25 protein-coding genes are annotated in these 25,178 nt (G+C 69.0%); 11 read left to right on the top strand and 14 right to left on the bottom strand.

Annotation, left to right across the window (positions count from 1 at the left end):
- Nucleotides 1–9 precede the first annotated feature (9 nt).
- The 8 genes from FQ142_RS01685 to FQ142_RS01650 form a co-directional block, all read right to left on the bottom strand.
- Nucleotides 10–1,038: a FecCD family ABC transporter permease gene (locus FQ142_RS01685; protein WP_149421966.1), complete on the bottom strand. Its 1,029-nt coding sequence runs from the start codon at nt 1,036–1,038 to the stop codon at nt 10–12.
- Nucleotides 1,035–2,027, bottom strand: a complete 993-nt coding sequence (locus FQ142_RS01680; RefSeq protein ID WP_262492021.1) for a FecCD family ABC transporter permease — start codon at nt 2,025–2,027, stop codon at nt 1,035–1,037. The genes FQ142_RS01685 and FQ142_RS01680 overlap by 4 nt, the downstream gene beginning before the upstream one ends.
- A 35-nt stretch (nt 2,028–2,062) precedes the next feature.
- Nucleotides 2,063–3,103: an ABC transporter substrate-binding protein gene (locus FQ142_RS01675; RefSeq protein WP_149421965.1), complete on the bottom strand. Its 1,041-nt coding sequence runs from the start codon at nt 3,101–3,103 to the stop codon at nt 2,063–2,065.
- 168 nt (nt 3,104–3,271) lie between these two features.
- Nucleotides 3,272–4,111 carry an ABC transporter ATP-binding protein gene (locus tag FQ142_RS01670; protein WP_149421964.1) on the bottom strand — a complete coding sequence of 280 codons (840 nt, stop codon included), beginning with the start codon at nt 4,109–4,111 and terminating at the stop codon, nt 3,272–3,274.
- Nucleotides 4,104–4,991: an ABC transporter ATP-binding protein gene (locus FQ142_RS01665; protein ID WP_149421963.1), complete on the bottom strand. Its 888-nt coding sequence runs from the start codon at nt 4,989–4,991 to the stop codon at nt 4,104–4,106. Before FQ142_RS01665 ends, FQ142_RS01670 begins: the two co-directional genes overlap by 8 nt.
- Nucleotides 4,988–5,899: an ABC transporter permease gene (locus FQ142_RS01660; RefSeq protein ID WP_149421962.1), complete on the bottom strand. Its 912-nt coding sequence runs from the start codon at nt 5,897–5,899 to the stop codon at nt 4,988–4,990. The genes FQ142_RS01665 and FQ142_RS01660 overlap by 4 nt, the downstream gene beginning before the upstream one ends.
- The gene (locus tag FQ142_RS01655) at nt 5,896–6,957 is read right to left on the bottom strand and encodes an ABC transporter permease (RefSeq protein ID WP_149421961.1); all 1,062 of its coding nucleotides are present in this window, start codon (nt 6,955–6,957) and stop codon (nt 5,896–5,898) included. Before FQ142_RS01655 ends, FQ142_RS01660 begins: the two co-directional genes overlap by 4 nt.
- Nucleotides 6,958–6,970: 13 nt before the next feature.
- Nucleotides 6,971–8,557, bottom strand: coding sequence for an ABC transporter substrate-binding protein (locus tag FQ142_RS01650; protein WP_056414538.1), 1,587 nt, complete (start codon nt 8,555–8,557; stop codon nt 6,971–6,973).
- A gap of 148 nt (nt 8,558–8,705) precedes the next feature.
- On the opposite strand from FQ142_RS01650, the gene FQ142_RS01645 reads away from it, so the two are divergent.
- Complete coding sequence (locus tag FQ142_RS01645; RefSeq protein WP_235564038.1) at nt 8,706–9,293, top strand: Lrp/AsnC family transcriptional regulator; 588 nt, start codon at nt 8,706–8,708, stop codon at nt 9,291–9,293.
- 196 nt (nt 9,294–9,489) lie between these two features.
- Here FQ142_RS01645 and FQ142_RS01640 read toward each other — a convergent pair whose 3' ends face one another.
- Nucleotides 9,490–9,849, bottom strand: coding sequence for a hypothetical protein (locus FQ142_RS01640; protein WP_262492020.1), 360 nt, complete (start codon nt 9,847–9,849; stop codon nt 9,490–9,492).
- A 132-nt stretch (nt 9,850–9,981) separates the two neighbouring features.
- Complete coding sequence (locus tag FQ142_RS01635) at nt 9,982–10,995, bottom strand: hypothetical protein (RefSeq protein WP_149421960.1); 1,014 nt, start codon at nt 10,993–10,995, stop codon at nt 9,982–9,984.
- Between the two features lie 135 nt (nt 10,996–11,130).
- Between FQ142_RS01635 and FQ142_RS01630 the strand changes: the two genes are divergently transcribed.
- The 8 genes from FQ142_RS01630 (at nt 11,131) to FQ142_RS01595 (ending at nt 19,284) form a co-directional block, all read left to right on the top strand.
- Nucleotides 11,131–12,093: a hypothetical protein gene (locus FQ142_RS01630; RefSeq protein WP_262492019.1), complete on the top strand. Its 963-nt coding sequence runs from the start codon at nt 11,131–11,133 to the stop codon at nt 12,091–12,093.
- The gene (locus FQ142_RS01625) at nt 12,090–13,211 is read left to right on the top strand and encodes a hypothetical protein (protein WP_149421958.1); all 1,122 of its coding nucleotides are present in this window, start codon (nt 12,090–12,092) and stop codon (nt 13,209–13,211) included. The genes FQ142_RS01630 and FQ142_RS01625 overlap by 4 nt, the downstream gene beginning before the upstream one ends.
- Before the next feature lie 403 nt (nt 13,212–13,614).
- A complete protein-coding gene (locus tag FQ142_RS01620; protein WP_056414522.1) occupies nt 13,615–14,310 on the top strand; it encodes a DUF1684 domain-containing protein in 696 nt (231 codons plus the stop codon).
- A gap of 28 nt (nt 14,311–14,338) precedes the next feature.
- Nucleotides 14,339–15,832, top strand: a complete 1,494-nt coding sequence (locus FQ142_RS01615; protein WP_149421957.1) for an ABC transporter substrate-binding protein — start codon at nt 14,339–14,341, stop codon at nt 15,830–15,832.
- 56 nt (nt 15,833–15,888) lie between these two features.
- Entirely contained in the window at nt 15,889–16,851 is a 963-nt protein-coding gene (locus FQ142_RS01610) for an ABC transporter permease (protein WP_149421956.1), read from the top strand.
- On the top strand, nt 16,848–17,708 hold the full coding sequence (locus FQ142_RS01605) for an ABC transporter permease (RefSeq protein ID WP_149421955.1): 861 nt from the start codon (nt 16,848–16,850) through the stop codon (nt 17,706–17,708). Before FQ142_RS01610 ends, FQ142_RS01605 begins: the two co-directional genes overlap by 4 nt.
- Entirely contained in the window at nt 17,705–18,514 is an 810-nt protein-coding gene (locus FQ142_RS01600; protein ID WP_149421954.1) for an ATP-binding cassette domain-containing protein, read from the top strand. The genes FQ142_RS01605 and FQ142_RS01600 overlap by 4 nt, the downstream gene beginning before the upstream one ends.
- On the top strand, nt 18,511–19,284 hold the full coding sequence (locus FQ142_RS01595) for an ABC transporter ATP-binding protein (RefSeq protein WP_149421953.1): 774 nt from the start codon (nt 18,511–18,513) through the stop codon (nt 19,282–19,284). The genes FQ142_RS01600 and FQ142_RS01595 overlap by 4 nt, the downstream gene beginning before the upstream one ends.
- Before the next feature lie 3 nt (nt 19,285–19,287).
- On the opposite strand, the gene FQ142_RS01590 is transcribed toward FQ142_RS01595, so the two are convergent.
- The 4 genes from FQ142_RS01590 to FQ142_RS01575 form a co-directional block, all read right to left on the bottom strand.
- The gene (locus tag FQ142_RS01590) at nt 19,288–19,947 is read right to left on the bottom strand and encodes a GntR family transcriptional regulator (RefSeq protein WP_188042268.1); all 660 of its coding nucleotides are present in this window, start codon (nt 19,945–19,947) and stop codon (nt 19,288–19,290) included.
- An 83-nt stretch (nt 19,948–20,030) separates the two neighbouring features.
- On the bottom strand, nt 20,031–20,432 hold the full coding sequence (locus FQ142_RS01585) for a DUF779 domain-containing protein (protein WP_149421951.1): 402 nt from the start codon (nt 20,430–20,432) through the stop codon (nt 20,031–20,033).
- A gap of 116 nt (nt 20,433–20,548) precedes the next feature.
- Nucleotides 20,549–22,114 carry an aldehyde dehydrogenase family protein gene (locus FQ142_RS01580; RefSeq protein WP_056414498.1) on the bottom strand — a complete coding sequence of 522 codons (1,566 nt, stop codon included), beginning with the start codon at nt 22,112–22,114 and terminating at the stop codon, nt 20,549–20,551.
- Nucleotides 22,115–22,220: 106 nt separating this feature from the next.
- Nucleotides 22,221–23,546, bottom strand: coding sequence for a helix-turn-helix domain-containing protein (locus FQ142_RS01575; protein WP_149421950.1), 1,326 nt, complete (start codon nt 23,544–23,546; stop codon nt 22,221–22,223).
- Between the two features lie 159 nt (nt 23,547–23,705).
- On the opposite strand from FQ142_RS01575, the gene FQ142_RS01570 reads away from it, so the two are divergent.
- A complete protein-coding gene (locus tag FQ142_RS01570) occupies nt 23,706–24,062 on the top strand; it encodes a PadR family transcriptional regulator (RefSeq protein WP_056414491.1) in 357 nt (118 codons plus the stop codon).
- Nucleotides 24,059–25,078: a hypothetical protein gene (locus FQ142_RS01565; RefSeq protein WP_149421949.1), complete on the top strand. Its 1,020-nt coding sequence runs from the start codon at nt 24,059–24,061 to the stop codon at nt 25,076–25,078. The genes FQ142_RS01570 and FQ142_RS01565 overlap by 4 nt, the downstream gene beginning before the upstream one ends.
- Nucleotides 25,079–25,178: the final 100 nt, after the last annotated feature.

The following is a 25,178-nucleotide window of genomic DNA, read 5'->3' as shown; positions in this document are numbered from 1 at the left end:
GCCGCGGACTCAGAACCGTCGTCGCGCCGTGCGCACCACGAGGAACATCAGGTACACCCCGCCGAGAACGAGGGTGACGACGCCGACCGGCAGCGCGTGCTTCGGCACGGCGTTCTGTCCGATGATGTCGGCGAGCGAGAGCAGCGTCGCTCCCATCAGCGCGGTCGCGATCAGGTGCGCGGGGCCGTTCTTCGCGATCAGCTTCGCGAGGTGCGGAGCGGCGAGTGCGATGAACGCGATGGGACCGATCACCGCTGTCACCACACCGATCAGGCCGACCGCGATGGCCACGAGCCCGGCCTTGGTGAGACCCATCCGTCCGCCCAGGCTGGTGCCGATGTCGTCGCCGAGCTCGATCAGCCACAGTCCGCGCTGCGCGAGCCACAGCACAATCATGAGCACCGTCACGACCGCGATCGGCAGCAGGGCTTGCGCCCAGCCGACACCGTTGAGCGATCCGGCATCCCAGATCGCCGCGGAGACCGCCACCTCTCGCCGGGCGCGCAGCAGCATCCAGGAGTTGATCGCCGCCAGGACCGCACTCACCCCGATGCCGACGATCACGATGCGGTATCCCAGCGCCCCTCGACCGGCGATGAGCAGTGCCACGAGCGCGGCGGTGCCGAAGCCGCCGAGGATCGCACCGATCGCGACGGCGAGGCCTGACCCGCTGCCGCTCGTCATCACGATCAGGGCGCCCGTGTAGGCGCCGGTCGTCAGTCCGATCACGTCGGGGCTGCCCAGCGGATTGCGGGTGATGGTCTGGAAGACGGTCCCCGAGAGGGCGAGCGCGGCTCCGAAGAACACCGCGGCGAGCGCCCGCGGCAGACGCCAGTCGACCACGACCATGCGGATGCCGCCGTCGGTCTCGAACAGGGCCTGGACCACCCTGATCGGCGACAGCACGGTGTCGCCGATCGACAGGCCGCCCAGGAACGACACCAGCAGCGCGGCCACGAGGATGCTCATCGCGATGCGGCCCCGGCGATCGAGCGTGCGGCGTGCCCGACGCAGGGCCCGGCGGGCGTCGGCGCTCACAGCTGCACCGGGTTCCTGCGTCGGCCGATCCAGATGAGGAAGGGAGCGGCGACGAACGCCATCACGATGCCGACCGGCACCTCCTGCGGCGCGATGATCACCCGGCCGATGACGTCGCCGAGCACGACGACGATCGCGCCGATGACCGCTGCGAGCGGGACGACGGCCTTCTGCGAGGCTCCGACGACCCCGCGCGCGATGTGCGGGGCGGCGAGACCGAGGAACGCGATCGGACCGGCGATCGCCGTCGCCGTTCCCGCGAGCAGGGTGACGGCGACGACGGCCGCGGCGCGGAGCCGGCCGATCCTGACGCCGAGCGCCGCGGCGGTCTCATCGCCGAGGGCGAACACGTCGAGGCCGCGGGTCATCAGCAGGGCGACGGCGAGACCGAGGGCGATCAGGGGTCCTGCCGTGAGGAGGATCGAGAGGTCTCGTCCGGCGAGGGCCCCCGATTCCCAGCTGCGCATCTGCAGGAACGCCGTCGGATTCAGCAGCACGAGTGCGGTCGTGATGCCGCCCAGCACCGCGGCGAGCGCGACGCCCGACAGGATGAGCGTCACGGGGCTGCCGCCGCCCGCGGCTCCGAGCAGCACCACCCCGATGGTCGCCACGAGCGCTCCGGCGAGGGCGAAAGCCATGAGGTGGGGGAGGTCGCGGATGCCGAGGGCGGCGACGGCGATCGCGACGGCCACGGATGCTCCCGCATTCACGCCCAGGATGCCGGGATCGGCGAGTGCATTGCGAGTGAGGCCCTGCATCACGGCGCCCGCGGCCCCCAGCGCGAGGCCGACGACGAGGCCGAGCACGGTGCGCGGGATGCGCGACTCGCGCACGACCAGCTGCAGGTCGCTGCCGTCGAACCGGAGGATCGCATCGGCGGCGGTGTCGAGCCCGACCATCTTCGTCCCGACCGTGAGGCCCACGAAAACGGTCGCGAGCAGCGCGACGACGGCGAGCACGACGACGAGCGCGGCCCGCCGGGTGGACACCCGGTGCGGATCGCGACTCGTGCGCGCGGGCGCGGTCACTCGGCGGTGCGCGCCGGCCCGTCGCCTGCCACGGCGTCCGCGAGCGCGGGGACGAGGGAGTCGAGCACGTAGGGAAGGCTCAGGGCCGAGGTGAAGTAGATCGCCCCGGCGGTGACGCCGTCGGTGTAGACGACCGACGAGTTCTGCATGGCGCTGATCGCGGTGACGAACGGCTCGTCCTCGAGCGCGGCGATGTCGTCATCCGATTCGGTGCCCCAGATGAGCACGTCGGCGGAGTTGAGCACGTCGAGGTTCTCGACCGGGATGGTCGCCTGCCCGCCGGAGGCGTCGTCGGGTGCGTAGGCGTCGATCTCCGAGGGGATCGTGAAGCCGAGATCGGTGAGGAAGTCGGTGCTCAGGCCGTCCTGGTAGGCGATGGCCGCGCCGTCGTAGATCGCGTTCTGCAGGAACACGATCGACTTTCCGGCGAACTCCGGGTGGGCGGCGGCGGCCTCCGCGAACTGCGCGTCGATGTCGTCGACGAGCTGCTGCGCCTCGTCCTTCAGGCCCACCGCCTCACCGATCTGGAGTGTCTGCACATCCCACGGCTCGAAGTACATCGAGTAGTCGCCCGAGTGCGCGATGGTGGGGGCGATGTCGGAGAGGCGGTCGTAGTCCTCCTCCGTCATCCCCGCGTTGGTGCCGATGATCAGGTCGGGGTCGAGCAGGGCGATCGCCTCGAAGTCGAGTCCGTCGCTGGTGGAGAGCACCTCCGGCTCCGAGTCGCCGCGGGCGTCGTCGGCCCAGGGCCAGGAGGCGAAGTCGTGGCCTCCGTACCATTCGGTGACGCCGACGGGCTTCACGCCGAGCGCCCACAGGGTGTCCTGCTCGGTGACGCCGACGGTCACGACGCGCTGCGGCTGCTCGGGGATCTCGGTGTCTCCGTAGGCGTGCTCGACCGTGACCGGGAAGGCGTCGGAATCGACCACGGGGGCGCCGTCGGTGTTCTCGGCGGCGGGGGCGCACGCGGTCAGCGCCGCTGCGGAGACGACGGCGACGAGGAGGGCGCCGAGCGCCGTGGTGCGGGTGAGTGGCATGGAGAGACCTGTTCGCTCAGATAAGGGTTGCCTAAGCTTATCTAGAAGCACGCGGGCCATGCATCGGTGTGACCTTCGGGAGGAGAACTCGCCCTCGGGAGGAGAGATCAGCCGAAAGCATCCTCCCGAGGCGGAGTTCTCCTCCCGAAGGCGAGACCGAGCGCGGCGTCAGTCGATGACGGGGGCGATCTCCGACCACACGGTGCGCTCGTTCGTCGACGGCGCGATCGGGATGCGTCCGGCACCGTCGGGCTCGGGGATCGCGGCGAGCAGCGCCTGAGTATACGGATGCTGCGGCGCAGACCACACGCGGTCGGTGGCCCCCGCCTCGAGCACCCGACCCGCGAACATCACGAAGGTGCGGTCGGCGATGCGACGGACGACGGCGAGGTCGTGCGAGATGAACAGCATCCCGGCGCCGGATTCGGCCACGAGGTCGCGCATGAGACCCGCGACGCTGGTCTGGGTCGAGGCGTCGAGAGCCGAGATCGGCTCGTCGGCGACGAGCAGTGAGGGCCGGGCGGCGAGCGCCCGCGCGATCGCGAGGCGCTGCTTCTGACCGCCCGAGAACTGGTGCGGGAATCGCGTGGCGACCTCGGTCGGCAGCCCGACCCGTTCGAGCCACTCCGCGACGGTCGAACCCTCGGCGCCGCGAGCGCGCGCCGTGGCGATGCCGTCGGCGATCTGATCGCCCACACGACGGCGCGGGTTCAGCGACGTCGACGGATCCTGGAACACCATCTGGATGCCGGTGAGGGCCACGTTGCGACGGCGGATGCCGAGCGGCGTGACGGGCGCATCACGGAAGCGCACCTCTCCCCCGGCGAGCTTCTCGATGCCCACGACCGCGCGGGCGAGGCTCGACTTGCCGCTGCCGGATTCTCCGACCAGCGCCACGGTCTCACCCGGCGCGACGGTCAGCGAGACGCCGTCGACGGCCACGACCGGCGGGCTGCCGGGGTACCGGACGACCACGTCTTTCGCATCGAGGACGGCGATCTCACTCATCTCGGGCCTCCCCCGCAGCATCCGACAGCTCAGCATCCGACAGCACGGGATCCAGCAGCTCGGGATCCCGCACTGCGGCATCGGCATCCGCGATCTCGAGCTTCGACCCCGGCAACGCAGCGAGCAGCGTGCGGGTGTACTCGTGCTGCGGGTCGCGGAACAGCGTCTCGCGGTCGGCCCGCTCGACGATCCGTCCGTTCTTCATGACGGCGACCTCGTCGGCGATCGCACTCATGACACCGAGGTCGTGCGTGACGAGCAGCACCGCGAGGTCGCGCTCGGTCGCGAGATCGCGCAGCAGCCGAAGGATGCCGGCCTGCACCGTGACGTCGAGCGCGGTGGTCGGCTCATCGGCCAGCAGCACCTCGGGGTCGCACGCGAGAGCGCAGGCGATCGCGATGCGCTGGCGCTGACCGCCGGAGAACTGGTGCGGGTAGCGCTTGAGCGCGGCATCCGGATTCGGCACCTGCACCGTCTCGAGCAACTCGACGGCCCTGGCCTTCGCCGCCTCGCCGCGCAGGCCGAGATGCACGCGCATGTGGTCGGTGAGCTGCCGACCGATCGGCAGCTGCGGGTGCAGCGACGCCGACGGGTCCTGGAAGATCATCGCGATGCGACGGCCGCGGATGCGGTTGAGCGCCCGGCGGCGCATGCCGACCAGCTCCTCCCCCGCGAGCGTGATGGATCCTCCGGTGCGCGCCTGCCGAGGCAGCAGCCCGAGCACGGCGAGGGAGGTGAGCGTCTTGCCCGACCCGGATTCTCCGGCGAGCCCGTGGATGCGGCCGGCCTCGAGGTCGAGCGAGATGCCGTGCACGAGGGGACGCCCGATGTCGATCGTCAGGTCACGGATCCTCAGCGCGGGTGTCGTCGAGACGGTCATGCTGCCACCCCCTTCGCGGATGCGGCGTGGTCGGCCTGCTTCTCGTGCGTGACCTCGGCCGTCGGGTCGAGGATGTCGCGCATCGCGTCGCCCAGGAAGTTGAAGGCGAGCACCACCGTGAGGATCGCGAGGCCGGGGAAGACCCCCAGCCACCAGGCGTCGAAGTTCTGCATGGCGGCCGAGATCATGGATCCCCACTCGGCGGTCGGCGGCTGCGCGCCGAGGCCGAGGAACGAGAGGCCGGAGAGCAGCAGGATCGCCGCGCCGATGTCGAGCGTCGCGAGCACCAGCACGGGTCCGGCGATGTTCGGCAGGATGTCGACGAACAGCGTCCGCAGCGGGGAGTGGCCGAGCAGGCGCCCGGCGATCACATAGTTCTGCCCGCGGAGTCCGAGCACGATGCTGCGGGTGACACGCGAGTACTGCGGCCAGGAAACCACGATCGCCGCGATCACCGCGTTGAACAGCGACGGCCCGAGCGACGCCGCCACGACCATCGCGAGGATGACCGTCGGGAACGCCATGAACAGGTCGGTGATGCGCATGAGCGTCTCATCGACCCAGCCGCCGAAGTAGCCGGCGACCGCGCCGATCACGGTGCCGATGACCATCGCGGCGATCACGAGCATCAGCGCGAGCGGCAGGCTCACGGTGGCGCCCGTCATCAGACGGGAGAAGATGTCGCGGCCGTTGCCGTCGGTGCCGAGCAGGGTGTCGATGCCGGGGGCCTGCAGGCGAGGGAGCACCTGCGCGTTCGGACCGAACGGCACCCACCACTGGGCGGTGAAGGCGACGATGATCCACGCTCCCGCGACCACGGTGCCGATCACGCCCAGGGGCGTACGCCACGCGCGCGGCCAGCGGAACCGGAACCGCCAGGGGCCGGATGCCGAGTCGATGCGGCTCATGCGATCCTCACTCTCGGGTCGAGGACGCCGTAGAGCAGGTCGACGACGAAGTTGATGAGGAGGTAGATGACCCCGACGACCAGACCCACGCCCATGATGCCGGGGAGGTCGAGGTTCGCCGCGGAGTTGTAGGCGTAGGTGCCCAGCCCCGGCCACGCGAACACCGACTCCACGAGCACGGTGCCCGACAGCAGCGAGCCGAACGCGACGCCGACCACGGTGAGGATCGGCAGGGAGGCGCCCCGCAGGACGTAGTCGAGGATCACGCGCATCGCGGGAAGGCCCTTGGCCCTGGCCGCGCGGACGTAGTCGCTGCCGAGCACTTCGAGCACCGAGGTGCGGATGAAGCGGGTGAGCAGGCCGATCGTGACGAGCGAGAGCACCATCACGGGGAGAGCGAGGTGGGCCAGCGCGTCGGCGAACCCGACGCCATCGCCGTTGAGCAGATAATCGACGGTGTAGAGCCCGGTGATGCGTGGCGGCGGGGTGATCGAGGGCGAGATGCGGCCGGATCCCGGAGCGATCCGCAGCTCGAGGAAGAACACGTAGAAGCTGACCAGAGCGAGCCAGAAGGTCGGAACGCTCAGTCCGACCAGCGTGACGATGCGGATGACCTGGTCGGTGACGAGCCCGCGACGGTACGCGGCGAGGGTGCCGAGCACCACGCTGACGGCGAGGCTGAGGATGATGGCGCCGATCGCGATCTCGATCGTGGCGGGCACCGCCGTGGCCAGATCGCTGGCGACCGGTCGCCCGGTCACCAGCGATCGTCCGAGGTCGCCGCGCAGCAGGTTCCCCATGTAGATGAAGTACTGCACGAAGAGCGGCTGATCCAGGCCCTGCGCCTTGATGAACGCCTCGCGCGTCGCCGGGTTCTGCGACGCGCCTTCACCCAGCGCCGCCGACACGGGGTCGCCGGGCACGAGGTTCGTCAGCGCGAAGGTCACGATCGTGACCCCCACCAGAAGCAGCAGGGAGGTGCCGATCCTGCGCAGCAGGTATCCGACGAGCGGAGACCTGCGACGCTGTGCCTGCCGTCGCACGGCCACCGTCGTCATGTGCGCGCTCCGCTCAGCCGGCAGGCGTGATCTCGGCGATGTCCATCTCCCACACCGAGTTGTACACGGCGCCGGTGACGGCGTCAGCCGTGGCGATGTTGCGACCGGGGACGATCAGCGGAACGAAGGGGCCCTCGGCCTGCATCGCCTCGGCGAACGAGGTGAAGGCATCGCTGCGCTGGGCCTCGTCGGTCGCCGCGGCGGCTCCGGCCGCGATGCCCGCGATCTCGGGGTTCGCCTCGGCGGCCCATCCTGCGCGGAGTCCGACCTTCAGGCCCGGAGCGAACGGGAGGAAGTTCGCGGAGTCGGCGTAGTCGGGGCCCCAGAACCAGAGGCCGAAGCCCTCGGTCCCGTTGACGTAGGCGTCGAGCTCGGTGGCGAACGGCGCCGGAGCGAGCTCGACGGTGATGCCGGCATCCTCCAGCTGCGCCTGGACGCGCTCGGCGAGCGGGGTGAACTCCACACCGCCGACGGGGTAGTCGTTCGGGAACTGCAGCTTCAGGGTCTGGCCGGTGTAGCCGGCCTCTGCCAGAGCAGCCTTGGACTTGTCGAGGTCCTGCTCCACACCGCTGTCGAGCGCGCCTTCGAATCCGGGAGGGATGACTCCGGTCGCCTGCACGGCGCCCGCACCCGCGAGCTCGAGCAGCGCGTCATAGTCGAGGGCGTAGCGGATCGCCTCGGCGATCTTGACGTTGGCGAGGTCGCCCGCGACGGCCTCGGACTGGTTCAGCAGCAGGAAGATGGTCTGACCCGACGGCACCGACTCGACGTTCAGTCCGTCGCCGAGGCCCGAGACCTGGTCGCCGTTGAGGTCCATCGCGACCATGGAGTCGCCGCCCTTGAGGTTCGCGAGCTGCGTCGCACTTTCGGAGACGTTACGCACGACGACGCGGCCGTAGGCGGCCTTCTCGTCACCGTTGTACTCGTCGCTCTTGGTCAGCACGACCTGCGACGACAGGTCGAGGGTGTCGAGCACGAACGGACCGGAACCGGCCGAGGTCCCGTCGAGGAACTCCTGCGCGGTGTCGGAACCGTCGGTCGTTCCGCCGTTCTCGATCACGACATCGGAGTTCACGATGCCCAGGGCCGGGTTCGCGAGGATCGCCGGCAGCTGCAGCAGGGGCGTCTCCGAGGTGATCGAGATCGTCTTGTCGTCGACCTCGGTGATCGTCAGTCCGCCGAGGAGGAAGTTGGGCTTGGCGTCGGTCATGCCCTGGATGCGCTGCAGGGTGAAGACGACGTCCTTCGCCTCGATCGGCGAGCCGTCGGAGAAGACCCGGTCGCCCTCGAGCGTGAACGTGAACTCGGTGGCCTCGTCGTTCTGCTCCCACGAGGCGAGCCCGGGAACAGGGGTCGACACGTCGGAGCCCTCGAAGTCGACGAGGGTCTCGTAGAGCGCCTTCGCGATCATGTTGCCGGTCGGGTCGTAGGTGTGCCCGGGGTCGGTCGTCTCGATCGAGAACGCGGTGTCGATGACGAGCGAGTCGGAGCCTGCGGAGTCGCCCCCGGTGTTCGCCGAGTTGCCACCGGAGCAACCTGCGAGAGCGAGGAGCGCGACGGCTCCGATCGCGATGACGGACGTGCTGCGACGTGACGACATGGGGGCCTCCAAGGGCGAGGAGTTCAACGGGTTCGGTCGACGCCGGGTGGACGACCGGTGATCAGATTCGCATTGTATGGGACTATGTGTCCAGCAAGAATGCAGACCGCATCACAGTCTGTCCAAGACCCCTTCCGTGAGGAGCATTGTGTCCACCAAGAGCGACGAAGCTGCGAGGCAATCTGGACGAAGTGGCGCCCCACTGGACGACATCGGATACAGAATCCTCGAGACGCTGCGCGATAACGGTCGCATCTCGATCGCCGCGCTGGCCGAGACGGTCGGCATCTCGCGGGCCAACGCCTACACGCGCGTCGAGTCGCTCATGCAGGACGGGGTGATCACGGGCTTCAGCGCGAGGGTCGATCAATCGAAGGCCGGGCTGTCGATCGGCGCGCTCGTCTTCGTCACCGTGCACCCGCAGGCCTGGGCGTCGTTCCGCGAGAGCGTGCTCGAGATGCCCGACATCGAATGGTGCGCGATCACGACCGGCGAGCACGATGCGATGCTGCTGATCAGGGCCGTCGACGTCAGCGGCGTTCACGAGTTCACGACCGGCGTCATCGCGCAGCTGCCCGAGGTGCGCACGGTGGTCAGCGTCGTCGTCCTCGACGAGGTCATCCGCCGGTCGTATCTGCTGCCGAGCGATCTGCCCGAGCGCGATCTGGCGACGCCTCTGGGCATGACGCGGTGGACGCCGGCGACTCCGGGTCGCGACGCGCTTCCCCCGCGCTGAGCCCATCCCGCCCCCGCATCCTGAGCGCCCTTCGTCTCGTCGCTGCGCTCCGGTTCCTGAGCGAGCGAAGCGAGACGAAGGGCGCTCAGGAACCGCGAAGCGAGACGAAGGGCGTCCGACGCGCACACTCCCCGCACCCTGAGCGAGCGAAGCGAGACGAAGGGCGCTCAGGAACCGCGAAGCCGAACGCAGGAGGTCAGGCCGCCGCGGCCTCTTCGCAGATGCTGAGCTGAGGCAGGTCGTGCATCTCGTAGTGCTCGACGAGCCGGATGCGGCCGTCGTCGGTGAGCTCGAGTTCGCTCTCGCCGTTGCCGGTGACGACGGTGCCGTCGGCGGCGAGCACGTGCACGAACGAGACCCAGATGGTGTCGCCGGTGCGGGTGCCGACGAAACGGCCGAAGGTCACCGTGTCGCCCGAGTAGTCGCCCCAGATCGCGCCGTCCTTCTCGCGGTAGACGAACTCGCTGGGGGCATCGGCGTCGACGACCGAGGTGGTCGAGGAGACCATCGTGAAGCGGCGGCCGTCGAGCGAAGGGATGGATGCAGAGGACGTCATGATCCGATTATGGAGGGCGTCCCGGCAGCGCTCAGAACCGCCGGTGAACCGTCTGGCCCGGCCGCTCGCGCGTCGAAGGTCGTGAGACGAAACGGCGGCGGCGCTCATCGTCGGCACCGTTTCGTCTGACCCTCATTCGAGGTCGAGCCGAAGCATCTCGGGGTGCTGAGCGGTCTCGGCCCGCAGCGCGAGCAAGAGGGCCGTGTACTCCGGAGTCATCTGCACGCGCGGCGACCCCAGCACGTGCACGGTCGCGCGGCCCGCCACCCGTTCGAACCGGATGCGCCTGACGGGGTACCCCGGCGGCGTCAGCCAGATGCGGGTGAGCTGAGAGAACGGCAGATCGGCGTCGTCGAGACGCAGGCCGTGGTGACTCACCGTGATGTGCGCAGGGATCGCCTTCAGCACGCGCCGTCGCTGGAGCGCTCCGATCGCGAGCACGATGCCGGCGAGCCCCGCGAACGGCACCAGCAGCACCAGCGCAGAGAGCTCCCCGTCGAGGAAGCCGGGCTGCAGGGCGAGCACGACGACGGCCGCGGCGACGACGAGCAGCACGACCGCGCCGATCGCCAGCCCGTTCGCGAGCCGACGTTCGCCCGACGCATCGACCGTGAACGAGGAGGGCAGCTGCGCTCTCTCCCTGGCTGCGGCGACGGGGTCCGTCGCAGGCGACGGCGCGATCGGGTTGAGCGTCGCCATCAGGTCGTTGAACGTCGCACGCGTGAATCCGGGGAGCTCCACCGTGATCTCCCGGCCGGCGTTCTCGATGATGAGTGCACGGGTGATGCCACTGCGCAGTCCGTTCGTGCGGTGCTCGGTGATCTTCGATCGGAAGGCGGTGGTGGCGCGGTCGTACACCTCGCGGTTCCCGGCGCGACCGACCTCGACCTGGTCTGAACGCACGACGATGCGGGTGTTGCGCAGCCAGAGGATCGACACGAAGACCACGAGGGTCAGGGCGATCGCCACCGCCAGCACGATCATCCCCCGCGTCGAGAGGTCCATCCGGCGTGGCAGGAACTGCGGGAGGATGAACAGCGTCGCCGCCGACAGCACCGACGAGAGCAGGATCGCGCTCACCACGGCCCGAGCCGGATGCCGACGGAAGACCCGTTCGCCCGACACCACTGAGACACCATCGATCATCGGACGCCCTCCCGAACCGTCTCGTTTCCCGCGCCCGTCTGCGACGGACAGCGCACTCCTCCGCATATTCTGGCCCCTCCGCCGCGCCCTCGGGTGAAGAGTTTCCGCGCCGGTACCGTGGGTCGCATGCACTGGATGTCTGACACCTCGGCCGGGGACTGGCTGCGTGAGCACCTCGACGACCCGTGGAACGCGACCATGCACGCCGTGGTCCCGCACGGATTCGCGGCGTACGCGCGCATCCTGCACCCGGCGACCGTGCGGTCGCTCCCCGACCGTCCCGTGCCCTCGCACGAGGAATACGAGCGGATGTCAGAGGCCGAGCACCTGCGGCTGCGCGACCAGTACGTCGACGAGCCCGCGACGTGGGCCGAGACGGCGTCCGCGTTCGGCACGACGCTGCATCCGCTCGCCCAGTGGCAGCGCATCGTGCGCACGCCGACCGACGGCGACTGGCACCTGCGACTCTCGCCCGACGGTCGGGAATTCACCGCACCGTTCGAGGGCGAGATCGCGCCGGAGACCCTGTCGATCATCGCCTCGCACCTCGTCTCCCACACCACGACCCCGGATGCTGGCCTCGCGGCGCTCTGGGCGGGGCGGGGAGATCTGGTCGGATTCCTCGGCCACTCCCCGTCCCGGGACTTCCTCCCGTTCAGTGACGACCCGAATCACCAGGCGATGCTCGATCGCAGCATCCACGACCCGCTGAACAACTCGTTCCGCAAGCCGACCTGGCAGGAGGGCATCCTGTCGCGCGAGATCTCGGAAGGGCCGCGGTTCCACCTCCCCGGGCGCGATCACGTGCTGTTCCACGGGGCGATCAGCGATTTCACCCGTCCGGACTGGGTGCTGCACGTTCCGTGGCGCGACCTCCCGAGCGAGGCGCACGGCTTCGCCCCCCGGGCGCAGACACCCTCGATCCTCTGGCCCGACGACCGGGCCTGGATTCTCGTGAGCGAGATCGACTACGACTCGACGATCGTCGCGGGATCCGGCGCCCTCATCGCCGCCATCTGCGCCGATGAGCGCCTCGAGGCCTTCCCGATCCCCGAGAACGCCGACCTGACCTGGGACGCCGATGAGGTGAACCGATGACCGCACCGCAGTCGGCTCCGTCGTTCGACGCGCGCCCGCTCACCGATCCCGTGGATGCGCGGGCCGTGAGCGCGTTCAGCGCCGAACTCCGCACGCGGGGTTCGTCCGGATCCTCGGTCTCGACGATCATCACCGTCGTGATCGTCGGACTCGTGTTCCTCGTCGCCCTCACGTTCGTCGGCGCGACGATGTTCTCACTGCTCACAGGCTCAGGGGGGTCGTCGTCGGTGGCCGGTATCGGCATCCTCGCGGCGGCCGCCGTCGCGATCTCGATCGGGGTCGTGAGCTGGCGCCGCACCCGGGTCGCGCGGTATCGCCTCGATGCGTTCGCCCGGGCGAACGGCATGTCGTATGAGGCGCGGGTGTCCGATCCGCGCCTGCCGGGCATGCTGTTCGGCCTCGGACGCTCGCGGGAGGCCACGGATCTCGTGCGCGGCACCGTGCCCCGTTTCGTCGAGTTCGGCAACTACCGGTATACGACGGGGTCGGGAAAGAACTCGACCACACACCACTGGGGCTATGTCGCCGTCAAGCTCGACGTGCCGCTTCCGAACATCGTGCTCGATGCGAAGGGCAACAACGGCTTCGGGACGAATCTGCCCGCGTCGTTCCAGCGCGAGCAGCGCCTGTCGCTCGAGGGCGATTTCGATCGGTACTTCACGCTGTACTGCCCGGAGGGCTACGAGCAGGACGCTCTCTACCTCTTCACGCCCGACATCATGGCCCGGTTCATCGACAACGCGGCGGAACTCGATGTCGAGATCGTCGACGACTGGCTGTTCCTCTACACGCAGCGCAAGGCGTCGACGCTGGACCCGGCCACGTGGGGCTGGCTGTTCGGCGCGGTGGGCGCCGTGATCACGAAGCTCGATCAGTGGGAGCGCTGGCGAGACGAGAGACTGCTGCAGGAGAATCCGACGGCCGCCGCATCCTCTCGCGGTGATGCCGCCTCGTCGGCCGCGAATCCGCGGCTGCCGTTCGCACCGCCGGCCGGCTTGCTCTCGCCGCCGCCGGGGGTGGCGCATGAGGGACGCAGGCTCAAGCGGAGCTTCCGCTGGCTGCCGATCGTCGTCGTGATCGGCTTCGCCGCGTTCTGGATCTGGTTCAGATCCTTCTGAGAAGGGAGCCCGAGGCGGGGTTGTGGGGGTGGGGCTGTCTGGGGAACAGCGACCCACCCCATCCCCCCTCGGGATCAGAGGAAGATCTGACTCTCCCTCCGCAGGACGGTCGAACCGTCCACGCGCGGGTCAGCTGGGGACTGACGACTCTGCGCGTATACGAGTAATGGTATACCGATGTACGTTGCATTCCATTGCGTCGGGAATAGTCCACCGAACACGTTGAATCCCGTGCGCCGATGCACGAATTACTCGCCATATCGTCATTATCAGGGCGACATTCGTGCATGAGAGAAAAGGCTCTCGTGCACGCGCCGGATGTCGATGGCGCGGATTTCGCTGTCATTACCCCGGGTGACGGCGGCGGCCCTGGGCCGTTCTGCATGCAAGAGAATGGAAGACGATGTCCGAACTCTCAGAACACACCCAGTGGCAGGCCGACCGCCGTGCCTCCGTCACCTCGGCGACCGGCAACCTGGCGCTGACAGAGACCCGGTGGACCGGTGATCTGCCCGATCTCGAGGCCGAGCGACGGTCCGCACGCGAGACCGTCACCGTGACCCCGCTCCAGCGCACGAACATCGAGACCGGTGCGCCCGAGCACGGGCTGCGCGTGTGGGATGCCGACGCACCCGCGATCCGCGCGTTCGACCGCATCGACACCTACGAGTACGACCCCGCCTGGGTGCTCGAGGGCCATTTCACGCCCGTGTCGGGTGAGCGTCGCGTGTCGTTCGAGCACATCCGCGACAACGGAGGCACCCGCGATCTCGTCGTGCCGGGCGACATCCGCGTCGAGCTCGACGGCCGGGAGTACGACCTCGCCGCCTTCGACGACGGGGGCACGCTGCTGCTCGTGTTCGGCGACGAGACCAACGGATCCGAGACGTACGGCTCCGGGCGCTTCCTGTTCGTGCAGCTGCGCGACGACGAGGGCACCGTCGTGCTGGACTTCAACCGGGCTTTCGTGCCCCCGTGCGGATTCAGCGCCCAGTACAACTGCCCGCTGCCGCCGGCATCCAATCGCTTCCCCCTGCCTATCCGAGCAGGCGAGAAGAACGTCGTCTTCCGCGACGGCTTCGACATCTACGCGGCGTGACGCCGCACACTCTCACCCTGGAGTACTCATGAGAAGAACCCGCATCCTCGGCGCGCTCGGCGCCGTCGCCACGCTCGCCCTCGTGACCGGCTGCGCGTCGGGCGCCACCGACGACGCCGCGAGCGAAGACGCCACCATCTTCATCGGGTCGCTGTACGAGCCCACCAACCTGAGCAACACGCAGGGCGGCGGCCAGGGTGTGACCGAGGCGCTGACCGGCAACGTCTACGAGGGTCTCTACCGTCTGACCGACGACGGCGACGTCGAGCCGCTGCTCGCCGAAGACGCCCAGGTGTCCGACGACGGCCTCACCTACACGATCACGCTGCGCGACGACGTGACGTTCCACTCCGGCGACCCGCTCACCTCCGCCGACGTGAAGTCGAGCGTCGAGGCCGTCACCGCCGAGGACTCCGTGTCGGCGCGCAAGTCGAGCTTCACCACCATCTCCGACATCGCGACGCCCGACGACCAGACCGTCGTCTTCACGCTGTCGCAGCGGTCGATCTCGTTCCTCTACAACCTCAGCTACGTCTGGATCGTGAACGACGAGGCGGGCGACATCACCGGCAAGGAAGACGGCACCGGTCCCTACACGCTCGACGAGTGGAAGAAGGGCTCGACCCTCACCCTCGAGCGCTGGGACGACTACTGGGGCGAGCCCGCCACGAACGCCGAGGTCGTCTACACCTACTTCACCGACGCCACCGCTGAGAACAACGCCCTGCTCACGGGCGAGATCGACGTGATCACGAGCGTGCAGAGCCCCGACTCGCTCGCCCAGTTCGCAGGTGACGACTACGTCATCAGCGAAGGCACGTCGACGACGAAGGAGCTGCTCGCGTTCAACGACCGCGTCGCCCCCTTCGACAACGCACTCGTGCGCAAGGCGATCTACTCCGCCATCGACACGAAGAAGCTCCTCGAGTCCATCTGGGGCGACTACGGCACGCTCATCGGCTCGATGGTCCCGCCGACCGACCCCTGGTACGAGGACCTCACCGCGGTGAACCCGTACGACGTCGACCTCTCGAAGGACCTGCTCGCGCAGGCCGGCTACGCCGACGGCTTCACGTTCACGCTCGACACCCCGAGCTACGACCCGCATCCCGCCGTGGCGGAGTTCCTGCAGTCGCAGCTCGCCGAGGTCGGCATCACCGTCGAGATCAACACGATCAGCGCCGACGAGTGGTACACCAAGGTGTTCAAGGAGCAGGACTTCGAGGCCACCCTGCAGGAGCACGTGAACGACCGCGATGTGGTCTGGTACGGCAATCCCGACTTCTACTGGGGCTACGACGACGCCGAGGTGCAGCAGTGGGTCTCGGCGGCCGAGCAGGCCGCCACGACCGACGAGCAGACGGCTCTGCTGAAGCAGGTCAACGAGAAGATCGCCGAGGATGCGGCGAGCGTATGGTTGTACCTCTACCCGCAGATCGTGGTTGCCTCCAGCGACCTCAGCGGATACCCGGTCAACGGCCTGAACTCGCAGTTCTTCGCCTACGACATCGTCAAGTCCTGATGTCGGAGGGGATGCCGCGGGTCGGCATCCCCTCCGCACCGTCGTCCTGAGAAGCCATGCTCGCCTACCTGCTCCGTCGCCTCGCCTTCCTGGTGGTGTCGCTCATCGTCGCGATGATCGCCATCTTCGTGCTGCTGCGGCTGCTGCCCGGCGACCCGGCGAACGCCCTGCTCTCGGTCAATGCGACCCCCGAGCAGATCGCCGCGGCGCGGGCGCAGGTCGGCTCGGACCAGCCCGTGCTGCAGCAGTTCGCGACCTGGGCGGGACAGCTGCTGCGTCTGGATCTCGGTGAGTCCTTCCTCAGCTCCCGGCCCGTCGGGCCCGACATCGCGGCACGTCTCGCCGTGACCGTCCCACTCACGCTCATCGCGTTCGGCCTCGCCCTGCTCGTGTCGCTGGCGATCGGCATCGTCGCGGCCGTGAAGTCGGACCGCTGGTACGGCGTGGCGCTCTCGGGGTTCGCGCAGCTGGGAGTCGCCGTGCCCGTGTTCTGGGTCGGGGTCGTGCTGGTCTGGATCTTCGCGCTCGGTCTCGGTGTCCTGCCCTCCGGAGGGTTCCCCCGCGACGACTGGGAGGACCCCGGCGACGCGCTGCGCTCGCTCGCCCTCCCGGTGATCACCATCGTGATCGTCATGAGCGCGTCGCTCAGCCGCTACGTCCGCTCGGCGACGCTCGACGTGCTCGGCAGCGACTACCTCCGCACCGCCCGCGCCGGCGGATCCGCCATGTCCGAGGCGCTGCTGCGCCACGGTGTGCGCAACGGCGCCGTGCCCGTCGTCGCGATCCTCGGCATCGAGCTGTCGACGACGCTGCTCGGGGCGGTGGTCGTCGAGAGCGTGTTCACCCTCCCCGGTCTCGGGAGCCTGCTGCTGTCGGCCATCCAGCAACACGACTTCCAGGTCATCCAGGGCGTACTGGTTGTGAGCACCCTCTTCGTGCTGCTGGTCGGGTTCGCCGCCGACATCGTGCAGCGTCTGATCGATCCGCGTCTGCGCACGAGCGTCTCGGGCAATCGATGAGCGGCGTCGTCGAACAGCTCGTCACCGACTCCGTCGCCGTGCGGAGGCGACCGAAGGCGACCCTGATCCTGGGCCTCGTCCTCACCGGCACGATCGTGCTCATCGCCCTGGTGTCGCTGTTCTGGTTGCCCTACCCGCTCGCCGACACCAGCGGCAGCCGCCTCGAGGGGCCCAGCGGTCTGCACCTGCTCGGTACCGACCGCCTCGGTCGCGACCTGCTGTCTCAGCTCATGTGGGGCGCCAGGATCGCGCTCATCGTCGGCGCCTGCGCGGTCGCGATCGCCGCTGTGCTCGGCACGATCATCGGCCTTCTCGCCGCGTTCTCTCGTCCGTGGGTCGACGACACCCTCTCGGCCGGGCTCGACGTCGTGATCGCATTCCCGGTGCTGCTGCTGGCGATGCTGGTCGTCGCGATCCAGGGCGCCTCGCTGTGGTCGGCGGTGCTGGCGATCGGCCTGGCGATGTCCGCCGTGGTGGCGCGCCTCACCCGCATCCTCGCTCAGCGCGTGCTGCAGGAGCAGTACGTCACCGCCGCACGCACCAGTGGCACGGGCGTGCTCGGAATCGTCTTCCAGCACGTCCTCCCCAACATCGCCCCGACCCTCGCGGTGAGCCTCGCCCTGCAGTTCGGCGCGGCCGTGCTCGCGGAGGCGAGCCTGTCGTACCTCGGACTCGGCGCCCCTCCCCCCAACGCCTCGTGGGGGCGGATGCTGCAGGAGGCCCAGGGCACCGTGCTCACCGCACCCGTCGGAGCCATCGCCCCCGGCATCGCGATCATCGCGCTCGTGCTCGGAGTGAACTTCCTCGCCGACGGTCTGCGTGACCTCGCCGACCCGACCCGCCGGAGGAGCCGATGAGCATTCTCGACGTCTCCGCCCTCACCGTGAGATCCGGCTCGGCAGCACCGGTGCGCGATGTCTCGTTCTCCGTCGCACCCGGCGAGAGGCTGGGCCTGATCGGGGAGTCGGGGTCGGGCAAATCGCTCACCTCGCTCGCCGTGACGGGTCTGCTCCCCGAGGCGCTGAGGTCGTCGGGGTCGGTCCTGCTCGACGGGCAGCAGGTCGTCGGCGCTCCGGATGCCGACCTGCGCCGCCTGCGCGGTCCGGTCGTGCAGATCGTGTTCCAGGAGCCGCTCACCGCGCTCGATCCGCTGATGCGCGTCGGACGACAGATCGCCGAGCCGCTGCGGCGCCACCTGGGCTTGCGCGGAGCGGAGCTGAAGAGCGCCGTCGCCGCCGCACTCGACGAGGTCGCGCTGCCCGATCCCCGCATCGGCCGCGCGTACCCGCACGAGCTCTCGGGCGGTCAACGTCAGCGCGTCGCGATCGCGATCGCCCTCGCCGCCAGGCCGCAGCTGCTCATCGCGGATGAGCCGACGACCGCGCTCGATGTGACGGTGCAGGATGCCGTGCTGAGCCTGCTCGAGCGCCTCGTCGCCGAGCGGGGCATGGCGCTGCTGTTCATCAGCCACGACCTCGCCGTCGTGTCACGGATGGTCGACCGCATCGTCGTGCTGCGCGACGGCCTCGTCGTCGAGGCGGGCACGGTCTCGCAGGTGCTGCAGGAGCCGGGGGAGCCGTACACACGGATGCTGGTCGACAGCGCCCGCGCGCTCGATGCGTTCCTCGACGACCCCATCGACGAGCGGGAGGCCGGAGCATGAGCCTTCTCGAACTGCGGGGGGCCGGCTTCGCCTACGGTTCCCGACGGGTGCTCGACGACGTCTCGCTGCACCTCGACGAGGGAGATTCCCTCGGTCTCGTCGGCGAGTCCGGCGCGGGCAAGTCGACGATCCTCCGTCTGCTGCTCGGGCTGTCGGCACCCCGCGGCGGACAGGTGCTGTTCGAGGGCGAGCCCCTGAACCCCGGGTCGCTGAGCCTGTCGGCGCGCCGCGCGCAGATGCGCCGCTTCCGCACGGCCGTGCAGCCCGTGTTCCAGGATCCGTACTCCTCGCTCGACCCCCGGCAGCGCATCGACCGCATCGTCGGCGAGCCTCTCCGCTCGCTGGGCCTCGCATCGGGCGCCGACGCGCAACGCCGCATCGCCGAGGCTCTCGACTCGGTCGGCCTGCCCGCCGACACCGCCCGCCGCTATCCGCACGAGTTCTCGGGTGGACAGCGTCAGCGCATCGCGATCGCGCGGGCTGTGGTCTCGCGTCCCCGAGTGCTGCTCGCGGACGAGCCGGTCAGCGCCCTCGACGTGACGACGCGGGTGCAGGTGCTGGAGCTGCTCGACCGGCTGCGTCGTGAGAACGGGCTGTCGCTCGTGATGGTGTCGCACGACCTCAGCGCGATCGCCTCGGCCTGCGACCGCACGCTCGTGCTGCAGCACGGTCGGGTGGTGGAGCAGGGCTCGACGGCATCCGTTCTGCACGCCCCGAGCGACCCGTACACCCGGGCGCTGGTGGCGGCGGTCCCCCGCCTGCCGCGCTGACCGTCAGTCCGCGGCGCGGCCGATGCCGATGCCGCCGATCCCGTGCAGTGCGCGCGCCAGTCGCTCGGCCTCGATGTGGTCGCCGTCGAGGATCGCGCGACCGAGGTCCGCGTATGCGCGCGTGACCTCGCCGAGGTTCTCTACGGGCGGCACCAGATCACGCAGGGTGCGTTCGAAGACGTACTCCATGTCGATCATGTGGGCGTGCCGGAGCTCGTTGCCCGCACGCTCCGAGAAGTAGGCGTACAGGTCTCGCCGGGCCTTCGAGGCCCGAGCGGGCTCGTCCAGCGCATCCACCACGGCGCGCACCAGCGCCTCGGCCTCGATCCGCTCGTCAGGGCTGCATCGCGGAAGTCCGGCGTGCACGGCGACACCGGCCTCGTAGCCCGCGTAGGAGAGAGCCTCTCGGATCGACTGCTCGGTGACGACGGTGACGACGGTGCGCCTGCTCGGCAGGATCTGCACGAGGCCCAGCCTGTCCAGCCGCTGCAAGGCCTCGCGCACCGGCATCCGCGAGACCTGGAAGTGCCGGGCGATGCTCTCGTCGTTGATCCGCTCCCCCTCGGCGAGTTCGCCCGAGACGATCGCCCCGGCCAGCACGTGAAAGAGCTGCTCCCCCAGGGGGCGCCCCGCGACGAGCTTCGCGACCGATAATGTGTCCACGGGGCACATCATCCTCCCTCCGCCTTTGCGCACTCTCCACGACACGGCCCCGCCATGCGCTCACGGCGTCGATCCCGGGGCCGTCAGGTCGATGACGACGTGAGCCCGAAGTACTCGAGCTCTGCGTCATTCAACATTCGCGAACGGATCAGGAACCGCATCCCCGTCGGCCCCTCGACGCTGAATCCGGCTCCTCGCCCCGGAACGACGTCGATCGTGAGATGCGTGTACTTCCAGTACTCGAACTGCGACTCCGACATGAAGACCTCCACCGGTGCATCGAGTCCCACGTCGAGCGCGCCAAGGAGCACGTCGCTCGGTCCGATCAGGAACATGCCCACCGGAAAGCACATGGGCGACGAGCCGTCGCAGCATCCTCCCGACTGGTGGAACATCAGGGGGCCGTGCTGCACCGTGAGGTCGCGGACGAGCGATGCCGCGGCATCCGTCACGTCCACACGCTGGTAGCTGCCTATCTTCACCATGGTCCTGTCCCGTCCTTCGTCTCGCTTCGCTCGCTCAGGAGGCGGCCGTCTCGCTCCGCCCCGCCCCGCCCCCTGAGCGAGGAGCGCAGCGACGAGACGAAGGGCGGCCGCCGAGCTCAGAAGAACCCCATCGGGCCTTCTGCGTACGAGACCAGGAGGTTCTTGGTCTGCTGGTAGTGGTCGAGCATCATCTTGTGGTTCTCGCGCCCCACGCCCGACTGCTTGTACCCGCCGAACGCGGCGTGCGCGGGGTACTGGTGGTACGTGTTCGTCCAGACTCGACCGGCCTCGATCGCACGCCCCGCGCGGTAGGCGGTGTCGCCGCTGCGACTCCACACGCCGGCTCCCAGCCCGTAGAGCGTGTCGTTCGCGATCGAGATCCCCTCGTCGAAGTCCTCGAACGAGGTGACCGAGAGCACGGGCCCGAAGATCTCCTCCTGGAAGATGCGCATGTCGTTCGTGCCCTCGAAGACGGTCGGTGCGACATAGAAGCCCTCGCTGAGGTCGCCGCCGAGATCGACGCGGTCACCACCGATCAGCAGCTTCGCACCGCCCTTCGTGCCGATGTCGATGTAGCTGAGGATCTTCTCCAGCTGGTCGTTCGACGCCTGTGCTCCGATCATCGTGGCCGGGTCCAGCGGATTCCCCTGCACGACCTTCTTCACCCGCTCGAGGCCGTCGGCGAGGAACCCGTCGTAGATCGAGCGCTGGATGAGAGCGCGAGACGGACACGTGCACACCTCGCCCTGGTTCAGCGCGAACATCGTGAAGCCCTCGAGAGCCTTGTCGTAGAACGGGTCGGCGGTGTCGCGGGCGACGTCTTCGAAGAACACGTTGGGGCTCTTGCCCCCGAGCTCCAGCGTCACGGGAATGAGGTTCTGCGAGGCGTACTGCATGATCAGACGCCCGGTCGTGGTCTCTCCGGTGAAGGCGACCTTGCGGATGCGCTTGTGCTGCGCGAGCGGTGCGCCCGCCTCGATCCCGAAGCCGTTGACGATGTTGACGACGCCGGCCGGAAGCAGGTCGCCGATGATGTCGAACAGGAAGAGCAGGGATGCCGGCGTCTGCTCGGCCGGCTTGATGACCACGCAGTTGCCCGCGGCGAGCGCCGGCGCGAGCTTCCACACGGCCATGAGGATCGGGAAGTTCCAGGGGATGATCTGGCCCACCACGCCGAGAGGCTCGTGGAAGTGGTACGCCACAGTGTTCTCGTCGAGCTGGCTGATGCCGCCCTCCTGAGCGCGCAGAACGCCGGCGAAGTAGCGGAAGTGATCGACGGCGAGCGGGATGTCGGCGGCCAGTGTCTCCCGCACCGGCTTGCCGTTCTCCCACGTCTCGGCGACCGCGATCTCTTCGAGGTGCTGCTCGATGCGGTCGGCGATCCGGTTGAGGATCACCGAGCGCTCGGCCGGGCTCGTCTTCCCCCAGCTCGCGAACGCCTTCCAGGCGACGTCCACGGCGCGGTCGATGTCCTCGACGGTTCCTCGGCCCACCTCCGTGAAGGTCTTGCCGTTCACCGGACTCACGTTCTCGAAGAACTGTCCCTTGACCGGGTCGACGAACTCTCCGCCGATGTAGTGCCCGTAGCGCGGACGGTAGCTGGCGACGGCTCCGGGCTGGCCGGGGGCGGCATACGCAGTGGATGCCGGGGCAGTGGTGACGTCTTCTTCGACGATGGTCATCGGTGACTCCTTCGACGGGCCGCGCGTCGGTGCTGCGGCTGATGACTCGAAGGTAGGTCGACCGACGTTGCACCCCGATGCGCAACGTTGCACCGGGTTGCGGGCGTCAGCGCTCCTCGAGGCGCTCGATGCGCGCGACGAGTCCGCCCCGTCTGGGCGACCGGGCCGGCAGCATCTCGAGCGCCAGGCGCAGCGCCGCGGCATCCGCCTGCCCTTCGGGGATGTCGGCGTAGGCGAGCAGCACGTCGAGGCTCGCCTCTGACAGCATGGCCTCGCGCAACGCGGCTCTGACCGTCTCGCGGACCTCCTCGACTCCGGGCGAGGTCGACTCCGGCAGCACGGGTCCGCGGTAGGCGGTGAGCGCCACACGGTGCGCGCCGCGGTCGAGCAGCGACAGTACGTCCTGCGCATCGGTCTCGAGGGCCACCCGCAGCCGGTACGGCCGGGAATCCGGCACCAGGCCGGGGGCGTGCTTCTCGAGCACCTTGCGCAGGCGGACCATCTCGGGGCGCAGGGTGTCGGCGGAGGCATCGGGGCCGTAGACCAGCTCGCTCAGCCTTTCGGCCGACAGTCCCTGACGGTGCATGGCGAGCATCAGCAGGATCTCGGCGTGCCGAGCGCTGAGATCGATCACCGATTCCTCGAGCTCGGTCTCGGTCTCGAGCCGCGCCTTGTCTCTGCCGAGGACGTGCAGGGTGGCGCGTCTGGTGGGCTTGGCGCGTGATGCGATCGTGGTCGGCCGCGGGGTGTCGGCGCGTGCCCGCAGGCGGGCCACCATGAGCTCGGACTCGACCGCGCGAGCGGTGGCATCGACGAGCATCCGCGCCTGCGGTGAGATCACATCGTCGCCGCCGGTGATGTCGATCACCCCCAGCACCCGCTGCGTCTCGGGGTCGCGCACCGGCGCCGCGGAACAGGACCACGGTCGCACGAGCCGGTTGTAGTGCTCGGCGCCGCGGATCTGCACCGAGTGTCCGAGCTCCAGCGCTGTACCGGGGGCCGAGGTGCCGACGGCATCCTCCGCCCAGTTCGCCCCGGCGACGAAGCCCATGGCCTCGGTCAGGGTTCGCAGCTCCCGATCGCCTTCGATCCACAGCAGGCGACCGGCCTGGTCGCCGACGGCGATGACGACCCCGGTGTCCTTCGCGTGCCCGGGCAGGAGCAGGGCACGGATCATGTCCATCGCGGAGGCGAGCGGATGCGTGAGCCGATACGCCTCGAGCTCCTCGGTCTCGAGTGCTATCCCCGGCATGCTCTCGGGCCCCACGCGTCCACGCCAGGAGCGGACCCACGACTCCCGCACCAGCGGGCGCACCTGCTGCAGTCGGTGGTCGTCGAGATTGCCGGCGATCAGCTCCTCATGCGCACGCTCGACCAGCAGACGAGAGGTCTCGAGCGGGCCTCCATGTGACGTCTCCCACCGGGCCACCATGGCATCTCCGATCGTCGTCGGCGGAGCTTTTCCTCAGTGTAGGAGCCGGATGTCGTGCGCGGAAGGTGCGATATTCCGGCGCCATGGATACACGACCGGGTGCGCCTTGCGCACTACTGTGCAGTGCGTGGTAGCGTGCATTGCAGTGAAGGAGGTCCGATGGACACCACTCAGCTCCTCAAGGGAGTGCTCGACGTCGCCGTGCTCGCGGTGCTGCGCACCGAGGACGGCTACGGCTACGACATCGTGCGCAGACTGCGCGACGCCGGCCTCGGCGATGTCGGCGATGCGTCGGTCTACGGCACACTGCGTCGCCTCTATGCCGCAGGGAGCCTCGCGAGCTACGTCGTCCCCTCCGAGGGCGGTCCCCATCGCAAGTACTACGCGATCAACCCCCAGGGCCGCGCCGCTCTCGACACCCAGACCGTCACCTGGCTGGACTTCGCGGGCGCGATGTCCGCCCTCCTCACCGCCGACTCAGGCACCGGGCCATCCACGATCGGAGAGAACCGATGAACGACACCGCCGTCACGATCGACGAGCAGATCCAGGCGTTCGCCTCAGCCGTGCGCGCACATCTCGACGACCTCCACGCCGACGAACTCGACGAGATCATGAGCGGACTCGCCGCAGACCTCGCCGACCAGGCCGCCGACAACGACGACGTCCTGGAACTGGGCGATCCCGCGGCCTACGCCGAGGAGCTGCGGTCGGCCGCAGGGCTCCCCCCGCGGTCGGAGGACGGTCAGCGAATCCGGATGCGGGACCGCTTCGCGGCCTGGCGGAGGGCGACCGCCGACAGCATCCGCGGCAGTGCCTTCGGAGCCTGGCTGCTCGATCTGCTCATCGCCCTGCGCCCGGTGTGGTGGGTTCTGCGGGGCATCGCGATGTTCGCACTCGTCGTCGGCACTCCGCTCGGAGCGATCATGCCCCTCGCGCCGATGAACTGGCTCATCGGCCTCGCGCTGGTGATCGTCAGCGTGCAATGGGGTCGCGGGCTGTGGCTCCCTCAGAACCGGCTGCGTCATGTGCGGACAGTTGTGAGCGTCATCGCCGTGGTGATGCTGCCGTTCATCCTCGCGTCGACCCTCACCCCGCGCGTCGAGTACGTCGGCGATGAGTACTCACCGCAGGGCCTCATGCTCGACGGCGTGCAGATCAACAACATCTTCGCCTACGACGCGGAGGGGAATCCGATCGACCGCGTGCAGCTCTTCACGGGCAAGGGAACCCCGCTCGACCTGTACGGAGCGAGCGGTGGGCAGAATCTCTTCTCGACCGAGGATGGAGAATCGCAGTTCGGCGTGCAGGACGACGGCCTCATCGCCACCGTTCCCATCGAGGACTATCGCGGCAAGCCGGTATGGAACATCTACCCGCTCGATGAGGCCGACATCGACACCGACATGTTCCAGCCGGACACGTCGGCGATCACGCGCCCCGAGCCTCCCTTTCAGAAAGCGCCGAGCATCGAATCCGCGCAGGAGAGCCCGACGCCGTCGCCGCAGCCGACCGAGTCCCCCGTTCCCTGAGACCGGATCATGAGCGAGCGGATCATCTCGATCGACATCTCCCACCTCGTGCGGGAGGCACTGGGCCTCACGGCCGAGACCGAAGAGTCGGAGGAGTGAG

The organism is Microbacterium sp. ANT_H45B, assembly GCF_008369345.1.
In the GTDB taxonomy this organism is placed as follows: Bacteria; Actinomycetota; Actinomycetes; order Actinomycetales; family Microbacteriaceae; genus Microbacterium.
This window is presented reverse-complemented; position numbering and strand designations above follow the sequence as displayed.

What these genes read in the sequence shown, in the direction of transcription:
- FQ142_RS01665 (WP_149421963.1), bottom strand. Translation starts at nt 4,991, where the DNA reads ATGACCGTCTCGACGACACCCGCGCTGAGGATCCGTGACCTGACGATC.
- FQ142_RS01585 (WP_149421951.1), bottom strand. Translation starts at nt 20,432, where the DNA reads ATGGTGAAGATAGGCAGCTACCAGCGTGTGGACGTGACGGATGCCGCG.
- FQ142_RS01580 (WP_056414498.1), bottom strand. Translation starts at nt 22,114, where the DNA reads ATGACCATCGTCGAAGAAGACGTCACCACTGCCCCGGCATCCACTGCG.
- FQ142_RS01625 (WP_149421958.1), top strand. Translation starts at nt 12,090, where the DNA reads ATGACCGCACCGCAGTCGGCTCCGTCGTTCGACGCGCGCCCGCTCACC.
- FQ142_RS01610 (WP_149421956.1), top strand. Translation starts at nt 15,889, where the DNA reads ATGCTCGCCTACCTGCTCCGTCGCCTCGCCTTCCTGGTGGTGTCGCTC.
- FQ142_RS01620 (WP_056414522.1), top strand. Translation starts at nt 13,615, where the DNA reads ATGTCCGAACTCTCAGAACACACCCAGTGGCAGGCCGACCGCCGTGCC.
- FQ142_RS01570 (WP_056414491.1), top strand. Translation starts at nt 23,706, where the DNA reads ATGGACACCACTCAGCTCCTCAAGGGAGTGCTCGACGTCGCCGTGCTC.
- FQ142_RS01635 (WP_149421960.1), bottom strand. Translation starts at nt 10,995, where the DNA reads ATGATCGATGGTGTCTCAGTGGTGTCGGGCGAACGGGTCTTCCGTCGG.
- FQ142_RS01675 (WP_149421965.1), bottom strand. Translation starts at nt 3,103, where the DNA reads ATGCCACTCACCCGCACCACGGCGCTCGGCGCCCTCCTCGTCGCCGTC.
- FQ142_RS01575 (WP_149421950.1), bottom strand. Translation starts at nt 23,546, where the DNA reads ATGGTGGCCCGGTGGGAGACGTCACATGGAGGCCCGCTCGAGACCTCT.
- FQ142_RS01655 (WP_149421961.1), bottom strand. Translation starts at nt 6,957, where the DNA reads ATGACGACGGTGGCCGTGCGACGGCAGGCACAGCGTCGCAGGTCTCCG.
- FQ142_RS01650 (WP_056414538.1), bottom strand. Translation starts at nt 8,557, where the DNA reads ATGTCGTCACGTCGCAGCACGTCCGTCATCGCGATCGGAGCCGTCGCG.
- FQ142_RS01670 (WP_149421964.1), bottom strand. Translation starts at nt 4,111, where the DNA reads ATGAGTGAGATCGCCGTCCTCGATGCGAAAGACGTGGTCGTCCGGTAC.
- FQ142_RS01565 (WP_149421949.1), top strand. Translation starts at nt 24,059, where the DNA reads ATGAACGACACCGCCGTCACGATCGACGAGCAGATCCAGGCGTTCGCC.
- FQ142_RS01605 (WP_149421955.1), top strand. Translation starts at nt 16,848, where the DNA reads ATGAGCGGCGTCGTCGAACAGCTCGTCACCGACTCCGTCGCCGTGCGG.
- FQ142_RS01660 (WP_149421962.1), bottom strand. Translation starts at nt 5,899, where the DNA reads ATGAGCCGCATCGACTCGGCATCCGGCCCCTGGCGGTTCCGGTTCCGC.
- FQ142_RS01595 (WP_149421953.1), top strand. Translation starts at nt 18,511, where the DNA reads ATGAGCCTTCTCGAACTGCGGGGGGCCGGCTTCGCCTACGGTTCCCGA.
- FQ142_RS01600 (WP_149421954.1), top strand. Translation starts at nt 17,705, where the DNA reads ATGAGCATTCTCGACGTCTCCGCCCTCACCGTGAGATCCGGCTCGGCA.
- FQ142_RS01630 (WP_262492019.1), top strand. Translation starts at nt 11,131, where the DNA reads ATGTCTGACACCTCGGCCGGGGACTGGCTGCGTGAGCACCTCGACGAC.
- FQ142_RS01640 (WP_262492020.1), bottom strand. Translation starts at nt 9,849, where the DNA reads ATGACGTCCTCTGCATCCATCCCTTCGCTCGACGGCCGCCGCTTCACG.
- FQ142_RS01615 (WP_149421957.1), top strand. Translation starts at nt 14,339, where the DNA reads ATGAGAAGAACCCGCATCCTCGGCGCGCTCGGCGCCGTCGCCACGCTC.